7 protein-coding genes are annotated in these 11,667 nt (G+C 70.4%); 6 read left to right on the top strand and 1 reads right to left on the bottom strand.

The features are described from left to right. Positions 1 to 60: 60 nt before the first annotated feature. From typA to KMS84_RS09555, 3 genes are all read left to right on the top strand, one after another. The gene (gene typA, locus KMS84_RS09565; RefSeq protein WP_256915673.1) at positions 61 to 1,968 is read left to right on the top strand and encodes a translational GTPase TypA; all 1,908 of its coding nucleotides are present in this window, start codon (positions 61 to 63) and stop codon (positions 1,966 to 1,968) included. 247 nt (positions 1,969 to 2,215) lie between these two features. Next, positions 2,216 to 2,722: a DinB family protein gene (locus KMS84_RS09560; RefSeq protein WP_256915672.1), complete on the top strand. Its 507-nt coding sequence runs from the start codon at positions 2,216 to 2,218 to the stop codon at positions 2,720 to 2,722. 314 nt (positions 2,723 to 3,036) lie between these two features. Beyond that, positions 3,037 to 6,504 carry an AfsR/SARP family transcriptional regulator gene (locus tag KMS84_RS09555; protein ID WP_256915671.1) on the top strand — a complete coding sequence of 1,156 codons (3,468 nt, stop codon included), beginning with the start codon at positions 3,037 to 3,039 and terminating at the stop codon, positions 6,502 to 6,504. A 28-nt stretch (positions 6,505 to 6,532) separates the two neighbouring features. Here the strand turns inward: KMS84_RS09555 and KMS84_RS09550 are convergent, their stop codons facing one another. Next, the gene (locus tag KMS84_RS09550; RefSeq protein WP_256915670.1) at positions 6,533 to 7,318 is read right to left on the bottom strand and encodes an AfsR/SARP family transcriptional regulator; all 786 of its coding nucleotides are present in this window, start codon (positions 7,316 to 7,318) and stop codon (positions 6,533 to 6,535) included. A gap of 719 nt (positions 7,319 to 8,037) precedes the next feature. Here KMS84_RS09550 and KMS84_RS09545 point away from each other — a divergent pair. The 3 genes from KMS84_RS09545 to KMS84_RS09535 all read left to right on the top strand — a co-directional run bounded on the left by KMS84_RS09545 (position 8,038) and on the right by KMS84_RS09535 (position 11,664). Next, positions 8,038 to 9,654 (top strand): peptide ABC transporter substrate-binding protein, encoded by a 1,617-nt coding sequence (locus KMS84_RS09545; RefSeq protein ID WP_256915669.1) that lies wholly within the window; start codon positions 8,038 to 8,040, stop codon positions 9,652 to 9,654. A gap of 152 nt (positions 9,655 to 9,806) precedes the next feature. Continuing rightward, the gene (locus KMS84_RS09540; protein ID WP_256915668.1) at positions 9,807 to 10,733 is read left to right on the top strand and encodes an ABC transporter permease; all 927 of its coding nucleotides are present in this window, start codon (positions 9,807 to 9,809) and stop codon (positions 10,731 to 10,733) included. After that, the gene (locus tag KMS84_RS09535; protein WP_256915667.1) at positions 10,726 to 11,664 is read left to right on the top strand and encodes an ABC transporter permease; all 939 of its coding nucleotides are present in this window, start codon (positions 10,726 to 10,728) and stop codon (positions 11,662 to 11,664) included. Before KMS84_RS09540 ends, KMS84_RS09535 begins: the two co-directional genes overlap by 8 nt. The last annotated feature ends 3 nt before the right edge of the window (positions 11,665 to 11,667 follow it).

Below are 11,667 nucleotides of genomic sequence, written 5' to 3'. Positions count from 1 at the left end.
CCCGCGTAACACAGACGTACGCAGCAGGGTCGCCCTCACACTCCGGGAGAACGCCGCTTTATGGCCACGCGCCACGACATTCGCAACGTAGCCATCGTCGCCCACGTCGACCACGGCAAGACGACTCTGGTCGATGCCATGCTCAAGCAGGCCGGCGCCTTCGCCGCGCACGCCGCAGAGTCGCTCGACGACCGCATGATGGACTCGAACGACCTGGAGCGTGAGAAGGGCATCACGATCCTCGCCAAGAACACGGCGGTGAAGTACCACCCCAAGGACGGGGGGGACGTCGTCACGATCAACATCATCGACACCCCCGGCCACGCCGACTTCGGCGGCGAGGTGGAGCGCGGCCTGTCGATGGTCGACGCCGTCGTGCTGCTGGTCGACGCCTCCGAGGGCCCGCTGCCGCAGACCCGTTTCGTGCTGCGCAAGGCGTTGCAGGCCCGCCTGCCCGTCATCCTGTGCATCAACAAGACGGACCGCCCCGACTCGCGCATCGACGAGGTCGTCAACGAGGCCTACGACCTCTTCCTCGACCTCGACGCCGACGAGGACCAGATCGAGTTCCCGATCGTCTACGCCTGTGCGCGTGACGGCGTCGCCTCGCTGACCAAGCCGGAGGACGGCACGGTCCCGAAGGACAGCGACAGCCTGGAGCCGTTCTTCTCCACGATCCTGTCGCACGTCCCGGCCCCCGAGTACGACGAGGAGGCCCCGCTCCAGGCGCACGTCACCAACCTGGACGCCGACAACTTCCTCGGCCGTATCGCGCTGCTGCGCGTCGAGCAGGGCGAGCTGCGCAAGGGCCAGACCGTCACGTGGATCAAGCGCGACGGCACCCTGTCCAACGTGCGCATCACCGAGCTGCTGATGACCGAGGCGCTCACCCGCAAGCCCGCCGAGAAGGCCGGCCCGGGCGACATCTGCGCCGTCGCCGGCATCGCGGACATCATGATCGGCGAGACCCTCGCCGACCCCGAGAACCCCGTCGCGCTGCCGCTCATCACGGTCGACGAGCCGGCCATCTCGATGACCATCGGCACCAACACCTCGCCGCTGGTCGGCCGGGGCGGCACCGGCAAGGGCGCCGACAACAAGGCCGCCGTCAAGGACCGCAAGGTCACCGCCCGCCAGGTCAAGGACCGTCTCGACCGCGAGCTGGTCGGCAACGTCTCGCTGCGTGTCCTGGACACCGAGCGTCCCGACGCCTGGGAGGTGCAGGGCCGCGGCGAGCTGGCGCTGGCCATCCTGGTCGAGCAGATGCGCCGTGAGGGCTTCGAGCTGACCATCGGCAAGCCGCAGGTCGTCACCAAGCTCGTCGACGGCAAGGTCTACGAGCCCGTCGAGCGCATGACGATCGACGTGCCCGAGGAGCACATGGGCGCCGTCACGCAGCTCATGGGCGTGCGCAAGGGCCGCATGGACAACATGTCCAACCACGGCTCCGGCTGGGTCCGCATGGAGTTCGTGGTCCCCTCCCGCGGCCTCATCGGCTTCCGCACCGAGTTCCTCACCGGTACGCGCGGCACGGGCATCGCCCACTCCATCCACGAGGGCCACGAGCCGTGGTTCGGCACCCTGACGACCCGTAACAACGGCTCGCTCGTCGCCGACCGCGCCGGCGCCGTCACCGCGTTCGCGATGACCAACCTCCAGGAGCGCGGCGTCCTGTTCACCGACCCCGGCACCGAGGTGTACGAGGGCATGATCGTCGGCGAGAACTCGCGCTCCGACGACATGGACGTGAACATCACCAAGGAGAAGAAGCTCACGAACATGCGGTCGTCCTCGGCCGACTCGTTCGAGGCGATCGTCCCGCCGCGCAAGCTGTCGCTGGAGCAGTCCCTGGAGTTCTGCCGCGACGACGAGTGCGTCGAGGTGACCCCGGAGGCCATTCGCATCCGCAAGGTCGTCCTCGACCAGCGCGACCGCGCCCGCACGGCGAGCCGCGCCAAGCACAGCTGATCCGCGGGCAGTCCGCGGGCGGGCGCACGCGTCCGCAGGCCCGGGTCCCCTCTTGGGGGCCCGGGCTTTTCGCGCGCCGCGCCCGCCCCGGACCGGCGCGGCCACGACACCCGGCGCCCCCTGAGTCACCCCGTGGTGCGGCGGGGGACACCCCCCCCACGATCCCGTGGACGGACCCCGGCAACCCCGTACGCACGCGGCGCAATCCGCTCGACAGGCCCACCCGGGCCCGGACATGCTCGGCGCGATGACGAGAATCGACGACATGCCCGCCGCCTGGGACGAACGCGCCCAGCTCACCACCTTCCTCGACTACGCCCGCGACACCGCCCGCGCCAAGTGCGCGGACCTCTCCGACGCGGACGCCCGCAGAGCGCCTCTGCCGGGTTCGCCGCTGATGACCCCGAGCGGTCTGATCAGCCATCTGCGCTGGGTCGAGTACTACTGGTTCCGCGTCGTCCTCCTCGGCGAGGAGGACGAGGGACCGTGGACCGACGAGGACCCCGACCGCGAGATGCGCATCGCCGTCGACCTCCCGCTCGTGGACCTGCTCGACGAGTACGCCGAGCACGCCGCCGCCCACCGCGCGCTGGTCGCCGACCACGACCTGGACACCCGGGCCGTCCGCCCGGCCAGGGACGGCCGCCACGTCGACCTGCGTTGGATCCTCCTGCACCTGATCGAGGAGACGGCCCGGCACAACGGCCACCTCGACGTCCTGCGCGAGCTGATCGACGGCACGACCGGCGTCTGAGGCCGTGCAGGGTCACGGGAAGGCCGCTGAAGGAGCGCCGAAAGACGGCTGAAAGGCCGTGGAAAGACCGCTGAAAGGTCGTTGAAGGAGCCGGGAAAGACGGCCGGCGGAGACTGGTGGTGCGGGGCGGGCGACCGACGGGGGACACGCGGCGCCCGCCCCCGCCTCACGCGTGCCGCCTCATGCCGCGCCGTGCCGGCCGCCTCCGGCCGGGCCGCCCGCACGTGGCCGGAATCCGCCCTCGGACGGCCCGCGGATTCGCGCCGGCGAAGCCCTGCGTTGCTCGGCCGTCGCCGCTGGACTACGTTCTGTCAATGCTCACCCCACGGCTCCGTTTCCGTCTGCTCGGTCCCCTGGACATCGAGATCGACGGACGGGCCGTCTCGCTCACCGGACGCCAACGGGCCCTGTGCGCGGTCCTGCTGCTGCACGCCAACCACGTCGTCTCCGTCGACCGGCTGATCCAGTGCCTGTGGGACGACCGCCCGCCCGGCGCCGGCGCGGCTCGCGTCCGGGCCCTCGTCGCCGAGGTCCGGCGCGCTCTCGGGCCGTCGGGAACCGAACTGCTGACCACCCGTCGACCCGGTTACGTCATCCACGCGGGCCCGGCCGAACTCGACCTGCTGGCCTTCGAGAACCTCGTCCGGGACGGCTCGCGGGCCGCCGCCGACGGCGACTGGCGCACGGTCCGGCGCTGCGGCGAGGAGGCCCTGGAACTGTGGCGGGACGAGCCGCTGGCCGACCTCCCGGGCGTCGCGGTGCGCGAGGCGGAACGTCAACGCCTCGGCGAACTGCACCTGGTGGCCCGGGAGAGCGTGGCCGAGGCGGAGATCGAGACCGGCCGGCACCGGCAGGCCATCGCCGAGCTCCTGCGGCTGACCGCCGCCCACCCGCTGCGCGAACGCCCGCACGGCCTGCTGATGGCGGCCCTCCACCAGGACGGCCGCAGCGCCGAGGCGCTGGAGCTGTACGCCGCGCTGCGCCGGCGCATGGTGGACGAACTGGGCATGGAGCCCTCCGTCGATCTCAGGGACCTGCACCAACGCCTGCTGGCCGGTGACGGGGCCGGCGACAGGGCCGGCACGGTCCTCGCCGGCGGATCCGGCGGCCACCGGTCCCGGTCGCAGGCGCTGTCGCAGTCCCAGCCCCGGTCGACGTCGCCGTCACCCTCGCGCCCGCAGTCGCCGGCCCCGCCGCCGGCCGCCGCGACCGAGCGGCCCGTGCCCCGTCAACTCCCGCCCACGCCACGCCGTTTCGTCGGTCGTGACCGGGAACTCGACCGCCTCGACTCCTGTCTGCGCGACGCCGAGCCGCTCGCCCTCATCGTCGGACCGGCGGGCGTCGGCAAGAGCGCCCTCGCGCTGAACTGGGCCCACCGGGTCGCCGACCGCTTCCCCGACGGCCAGCTCTTCCTCGACATGCGGGGCTTCGACAACGCCGAGCCGATGACCCCGGACGAGGCGCTGCCGCTGCTTCTTCAGGGCCTGGGCTGCGCGCCGCGCGACATCCCGCTGGGCGCCGAGGCGCAGACCGCGCTGTACCGGACGCTGCTGGCGGACCGCCGGGTGCTGGTCGTGCTGGACGACGTGGCCGACGCCTCCTACGTACGGCGGCTGCTGCCCGCCTCGGCCGGCTCCCTCACCCTGGTGACGAGCCGCGACAAGCTCAGCGGCCTGGTCACCCTGGACGGCGGCTACCGGGTCTCCTGCGACGTCCTCGACAGCGCCGCCGCGCTGGAGCTGATCAGCGGCGCGGTGGGCGCGGAGGCCGTCGCCGCCGACCCGGAGGCCGCGACCCGGCTCGTCGAACTCTGCGACCACCTGCCGCTCGCCCTGTGTGTGGCGGGCTCCTGGATCGGCGACCGGCCAGGCAGTATCCGGGCCTACGTCCGTGACCTCGCCGACCGGGGACGACTGGCCCGGCTGCACGTCGAGGGGGAGGAGTCCGTCGCCGTCCGGGCGGCGCTCGACCTGTCGTACGCGGCGCTGCCCGACGAGGCCCGGCTGGCCTTCCGCCGGCTGGGCGTCCTGCCGGGCACCGGCCGGTCGGTCACGGCGGCCGCCGCTGCCGCCGGGTCCGACGAACGCGGCCTGGCCGACCGGTTGCGGCTCGCCCAGCGCGTGCACCTGCTGCGCGACGTCGAGCACGGCCGCCCCGCGTGGCACGACCTCGTGCACGAGTACGCCCGCGACCGCACGCTCGCCGAGGACTCCCCCGAGGAGCGGGAGGCGGCCGTCGCCCGGGTCCTCGACCACTATCTCCAGAGCGTGGTCAACGCCGCCGCGACGGCGGGCCTGTACGTCATGCGCACCCGTCCCGGCCCCGTGGAGGGCTCGCTGCCACGGGAGTTCGGCACGACCGAGGAGGCGTACGCCTGGTTCGACGGCGAGTGGGACGACATCGCGGCCGCCATCGGACACGCCGCCGAGCACGGCCCCGCGCCGTTCGTGTGGTGGCTGGTGGACGCGCTTCAGGACCTCTTCCACCACCGCCGTCCGCTGTCCGACTGGATGCGGCTGGCCACCCTCGCCCGGGAGGTGGCCGCGCGCCACGGGGACGAGGTCGGCCAGGCCTCCATGTGCCTGTCCCTGGGCAGCGCCCGCTGGCGCAACGGGGACCTGCGGGGCGCGCTGGCCGAGTACGAGGAGGGGGAGCAGCTGGCGCGCCGGGCCGGCTGGGCCTACGGCGAGGCCGGCAGCCTCCAGGGCAAGGGCGTCACCCTGAAACTCCTCGGCGAGCTGCGCCGCGCGCTGCCCTGCTACGACCGGGCGCTCGCCCTCTACCGCACGCTGGGGAACGTCAAGAACGAAGAGATCATGCTGATCAACACGGCGTCCCTGAACCTGGCCCTGGGCCGGCTGGACGCGGCCGAGGAGGCGGCCTGCGCGGCCCTCGACCTGATCGGCGACACCGTCCACCACAACCGGGCGATGGCGCTCGTCAGCCTCGCCCAGGTGCGGCAGCGCCAGGCCCGGTTCGACGAGGCGGCGGCGGCGCTGCGCACCTGCTTCCTCGTCTCCCGCGACTCCGGCTCCACCTATACCGAGGCGGTGGCCCTGGAGGCGCTGGGCCGGGTCCGCGCCGACTCCGGCCGCGACGACCGCGCGCTGCTGGCCTACGAGGACGCCCTCGCCGTCTCGCGCCGGGTGGAGAACCGCAACTGCCAGGTCGACAGCCTGGTCGGGATCGCCTCGGTGAAACTGCGGGCGGGCCGTGCCGAGGAGACGGCCCGCCACCTCGACACCGCCTTCGAGACGGCCGAGCGCACCGGTCACCGGGCGGGCCTGGTCGAGGTGCTGCTGGCCCGCGCCGACCTGGCCCGCGCCCAGGGCCGCCCCGCCGACGCCCTGGACTGCCTGCAACGCGCCGAGGACCTCGCCACCGACGGAACCCCGCTCGCCCTGCCCCGCATTCACCTGGCCACCGCCCTGACGCTCCTTGATATGGGTGCATATAGGGACATGGACGCAGATATTGACGGTTCGGCCCGGGGCAGGGCCCGGGCCGAGGCGGAACGCGCCGTCGTCTCGGCCGAGGCCTCCGGGCAGCGCCTGCTCCAGGCGCACGCCCTCGCGGCCCTCGCCGCCGCTCACGAGGCGCACGGCGACGACGAGTCGGCGCACTTCGCCCGCGCCCGGGCCGACGCGCTGTACGCGACGATCGGCGTGCGGACCGGTGCCGGGACGCCGCCGCGCGTGCTCCCGGGGCACCGGCACCGCGAGCTGCCCCAGGACGCGGAGTCCCGTCTCACCCTCTATCTGACCGAGCACTTCGACGGCTGACCACGGCCGCGGTCACGGTCACGGTCGCTCACACGGACGTGGCGTACGCGCTGCCGAGCTCCAGCCGGGGATCGCGGGCGAGGATGCGTTCCTGGAGGGACCGCAGGTCCGGGCCCGGCTCGCAGCCCAGCAGGTCGATCATCCGCAGCCGCAGCAGCTGGAAGCAGTCCAGCGCGTCCGCCTGCCGTCCGCCGCGGTGCAGGGCGAGCATCAGCAGGCCGGCGACCTTCTCGTCGAAGGGGTGCATCTCGGCGAGCCAGTGGAGCTGGGGCAGGCACTCCTCGTGCCGTCCCGCGCGCAGGTACAGCTCGGTGCTGCCGATCAGCGCCTCGCGGTGCTCGCGCCGCAGCGCCGTCCGCGCCGACTCCGCCCAGGGCGTGCGCACGTCGGACAGCGGCTCGCCGCGCCACAGCTCCAGCGCCCGTCCGTACAGCTCGAGGGCGTCGTCCGTCCGGCCGTCGCGGGCGGTGTGGCGCGCCTGCCGGACGAGGCCGCGGAACCGGCCGGTGTCCACGGACCGCTCGTCGACGACGAGGACGTACCCGCCCCGCCTGCGGGCCAGTTCGAAGCTCCCGGTCCGCTGCGCGTCGGCGCCCAGCGCTTTGCGCAGCCGGGTGGCCTGGATGTACAGCGCGTCGCGCGGGTGCATCGGCCGACGCTCCTGCCACACCCGCTCGATCAGCGTCTCGTCGGCCACGAAGGCGCCCGGCGTCCATGCCAGCGCCGCCAGCAGCAGCTTCGTGCCGTGCGGCAGCGGCAGCTTGTCGCCGGAATGGGCGCGGGCCTCCACGCAGCCCAGCAGCTGGATTTCCATGCCGTACCCCCGTACCTCGAACCACGTGAGTCACCACTGTGCGCGCCCGGTGTTCGGGTGGCGCATGGATGCTGCACGGAAGCGGGAGCCGCGAGCGGCGGCCGAAGGCGGCGGGAAGGCCGAGGGCGGGGGCGGCCCGAAGACGGCGGGGGGACCGGCGAGGGTGGCCGGGCGGCCGAGGGATTGCCGAGGGGTTGCCGAGAGGTTGAGGAATACGTAGGGAAAACCCTTCATCCTGCTCGTGGAGTCCGCTCCAAGGGCCTTTGCCCACTAGCCTGCTGTGTGAACGCCAGGCCTGCGCGACGTCGAGCGCGCCTGCGTGTGTCCGCGGACGCCCCGGCGAGGGCGCGTCGACACGGCCGATGCACATGGTCGGCCGGGGAGCAAGTGAATTTCCTCTCCCCGTTGTCCGCAATACGGACAGTCATCCCCGATAGATGTGTAACAAGTCCGTTTCGCAGGGATCTTTCTGCTAGCCGTTTGTCCGGATTTTGGAAGAAGTACACATCAGGTGTGATCGAACCGAGACCTTTGGGGTGTGGTTCGCTCTTCGCCCATGGCAGATAGTTAGGCGCGTAGAGCTCGGAATGAACGGGTCACGCGCTGCAGCTGCGGCGACTCGCGAGCCCGGGGGGCACCAGACTGTTTCAGGCACCGGTGACGGTGGTGTCTTGTGCCCCTTCATGCGGTGAACCAATGGACTCATGAGGAGGAGCCCCATGCGTGGTGCCAAGAGCGCCAAGTGGGTTGCGATAGCCGCCGTTGTGGCGCTGGGTGCGACGGCCTGTGGCGGTGGCGGTGACTCGGGCAGCTCGGCCAAGGGCGACGGCACCGTGTCGGTGGAGATCGGCGAACCGCAGAACAGCCTGGTCCCCACCAACACGTACGAGACCGAGGGCGGCCAGGTCATCAACGCCCTCTTCACGGGTCTGACCAAGCTTGACGCCAGCAACAAGGTCGTCAACGCCATGGCGCAGTCGATCGAGTCCACGGACAACAAGGTCTGGACGATCAAGCTGAAGTCGGGCTACACCTTCCACAACGGCGAGAAGGTCACCGCCCAGTCCTTCATCGACGCCTGGAACTACGGCGCGAACCAGACCAACGCGCAGCAGACCAACCCGCTGTTCAGCCACATCCAGGGCTACAGCGACCTGAACCCGGGCGAGGGCAAGAAGCCCACGACCGACAAGCTCTCCGGTCTGAAGGCCGTCGGCGAGGACACCCTCCAGGTCACCCTGACCGGCGCGTTCTCCGCCTTCCCCTCGCAGCTCTCCTTCACCGCCTTCGTGCCGCTGCCGAAGGCGTTCTTCAAGGACCCGAAGGGCTTCGGCGAGGCCCCGATCGGCAACGGTCCCTTCGAGATGAAGGGCAAGTTCAAGCACAACGAGTCGATCAGCACCACGAAGTACGACAAGTACCCGGACGCCTCGAAGATCGAGGTCAAGGGCGTCGACTTCAAGATCTACTCGAACCTTGACACCGCCTACAAGGACCTCGTCGCCGGCAACCTCGACAGCCTGCTGACGATCCCGACCTCGGGTCTGCCGACGTACAAGAAGGACCTGCCGAACCGCACGCTCGACGAGCCCGACTCGGCCGTCGGCTACATCGGCTTCCCGGTCAAGTACAACAAGGCCTTCCAGAACCCGGATCTGCGCAAGGCCGTCTCGATGTCGATCGACCGGAAGACGATCTCCGAGAAGATCTTCCTCGGCGCCCGTACCCCCGCGGACGACTACATCAGCCCCATCATCGACGGCTACCGCAAGGGCGCCTGCGGTGAGGCCTGCACGCTGAACCCGGCGAAGGCCAAGGAGCTGTACAAGAAGAGCGGCGGGCTGCCCGGCAACACGCTGGAGATCGGCTACAACGCCGACGGCGGTCACAAGGACTGGGTCGAGGCGGTCGCCAACCAGATCCAGCAGAACCTGGGCGTCAAGGTGACGGCCAAGCCGTTCGAGCAGTTCCAGACGATCCTCAACGACCTGGACGCCAAGAAGTACAGCGGCGCCTTCCGGATGGCGTGGAGCATGGACTACCCGGACATGGAGGACTACCTCCGTCCGGTCTTCTCCAAGGACGCCATCGCCAACGGCTCGAACTACTCGGGTTACGTCAACGAGGACTTCGAGAAGCTCCTCGTCAAGGGCGACCAGGCCCCGACGCACGAAGAGGCCGTGAAGCTGTACCAGCAGGCGGACGACGTCCTGCTCAAGGACCTGCCGTACATCCCGGTGTACTTCTACACGATGAACGCGGGCTTCAGCGACAAGATCAAGTCGATGAAGGTCGCCGGTCACCAGATCCTGTGGGACACGGTCAAGCTCAGCTGACCCGAGTCTGAGCAGTTCCGACACACCGCGGAACAGGGTGAGCAGGGGGGCGGGTCACCAGCCTTCCCCTGCTCACCCCTTCTGCCGTCTCCCGTCCGACAGTGCCGCCTTCCCGGCAGCGGGCGGGTCGAGCACCCCCCTCTGGAGTACCGATGGGCCGATACGTCGTGCGCCGCCTCCTACAGGTCATCCCTGTGGCGATTGGCGTCACGTTCATCATCTTCTGCCTGGTCTTCGCTCTGCCCGGCGACCCGATCCAGGCACTGGCCGGCGACAAGCGCGCCGACCCCAACATCGCGGCGATCCTGCGCGACCACTACCACCTCAACCAGCCGCTGTACATGCAGTACTGGCACTACATCAGCGGCGTCTTCACCGGTGACCTCGGTGAGACGTACAACGGACGTGCCGTCTCCGACCTCGTGTCCCAGCGGTTCCCCATCACGTTGAAGCTGGGGCTGACCGCCTTCGCGCTGGAAGCCGTCATCGGCGTCGTGGCGGGCATCTTCGCCGCGCTCAAGCGCGGCAAGTTCCTCGACAACGTGGTGCTGATCTCCACGCTCGTGCTGATCTCCATCCCCGTCTTCGTCCTGGGCAGCGTGCTCCAGCTCGAGTTCGGCGTGAACCTCAAGATCACGCCGGTGGCCGGCATCCAGCAGGGCTGGCCGCAGAGCTACATCCTCCCGGCGATCGTGCTGGCCACGACGTCGATGGCGTACATCGCCCGGCTCACCCGGGCGAGCATGACCGAGTCGGTCCGTGCCGACTACGTGCGCACGGCGGTCGCCAAGGGCCTGCCGCAGCGCCGGGTCATCGGTCTGCACGCCCTGCGCAACTCGCTGATCCCGGTGGTCACCTTCCTGGGCTTCGACCTCGGAGCCCTGATGGGCGGCGCCATCATCACCGAGCGCGTGTTCAACATGCCGGGCATCGGCCAGCAGTTGGCCCAGTCCCTCTATCTGCGCGAGCGCCCCGTCGTCGTCGGTCTGGTCACCCTCCTGGTGCTGATCTACCTGGTCGCGAACCTTCTCGTGGACCTGCTGTACGCCGTGCTCGACCCGAGGATCCGTTATGAGTGAGAAGACGATAGAGAGGCCGACGACCGACGAGGCGGCCCTCGCCAAGGAGATCGAGGCCGACGAGAAGGCGGCGGCACGTCAGGCGAGCCTGCTCAAGGACGGCTGGGCCGACCTGCGCAAGCGGCCGATGTTCATCGTGTCGGGACTCGTCATCGTGTTCCTGCTCGCCGTGGCCGTCGTCCCGGGTCTGTTCACCGCGCGCTCCCCGTTCTCGGACGGCTTCTGCCAGCTCCAGAACTCGATGACCCCGCCCACCTCGGGCCACCTGTTCGGCTACGACGTGCAGGGCTGCGACATCTACACGCGCACGATGTACGGCGCCCGCAACTCGATCATCGTCGGCGTGGTGACCACCATCGCCACGACGCTGATCGGCGGCCTGGTGGGCATGCTGGCCGGCCTGATCGGCGGCTGGATCGACGCCCTGCTGTCCCGCATCACCGAGGTCTTCTCCGCCCTGCCGCTGCTCGTCGGCGGTCTGCTGATCATGTCGATCTGGGGCGGCGGCGACGTGTGGTCGGTGTCGTTCATCATGGCGATCCTCGGCTGGCCGCAGGTCTTCCGCATCATGCGCGGCGAGGTCATCTCCAACAAGTACAACGACTACGTGGCGGCCGCCCGCGCGCTCGGCGCGGGCCCGGGACGGATCGCGTTCCGGCACATCCTGCCGAACACGCTCGCCCCCGTCATCGTCATCACCACCATGAACCTGGGCGTCTACATCGCGGCCGAGGCCGCCCTGTCCTACCTGGGCATCGGCATCCAGTACCCCAACATCTCCTGGGGTCTGATGATCAGCGACGCCCAGGACCGGTTCCTGACCTCGCCGCACGCACTGCTGTTCCCGGCCGGCGCCCTGAGCATCACCGTGCTGGCGTTCATCATGCTCGGCGACGTGGTGCGCGACGCCTTCGACCCGAAGATGCGCTGAGGG

The sequence above is a fragment of the Streptomyces hilarionis genome, from assembly GCF_024539675.1.
Lineage (GTDB): Bacteria > Actinomycetota > Actinomycetes > Streptomycetales > Streptomycetaceae > Streptomyces > Streptomyces hilarionis.
This window is presented reverse-complemented; position numbering and strand designations above follow the sequence as displayed.

Bases quoted from the DNA above. Each gene is read 5' to 3' on its own strand.
- typA (WP_256915673.1), top strand. From the start codon at position 61: ATGGCCACGCGCCACGACATTCGCAACGTAGCCATCGTCGCCCACGTC.
- KMS84_RS09560 (WP_256915672.1), top strand. From the start codon at position 2,216: ATGACGAGAATCGACGACATGCCCGCCGCCTGGGACGAACGCGCCCAG.
- KMS84_RS09555 (WP_256915671.1), top strand. From the start codon at position 3,037: ATGCTCACCCCACGGCTCCGTTTCCGTCTGCTCGGTCCCCTGGACATC.
- KMS84_RS09550 (WP_256915670.1), bottom strand. From the start codon at position 7,318: ATGGAAATCCAGCTGCTGGGCTGCGTGGAGGCCCGCGCCCATTCCGGC.
- KMS84_RS09545 (WP_256915669.1), top strand. From the start codon at position 8,038: ATGCGTGGTGCCAAGAGCGCCAAGTGGGTTGCGATAGCCGCCGTTGTG.
- KMS84_RS09540 (WP_256915668.1), top strand. From the start codon at position 9,807: ATGGGCCGATACGTCGTGCGCCGCCTCCTACAGGTCATCCCTGTGGCG.
- KMS84_RS09535 (WP_256915667.1), top strand. From the start codon at position 10,726: ATGAGTGAGAAGACGATAGAGAGGCCGACGACCGACGAGGCGGCCCTC.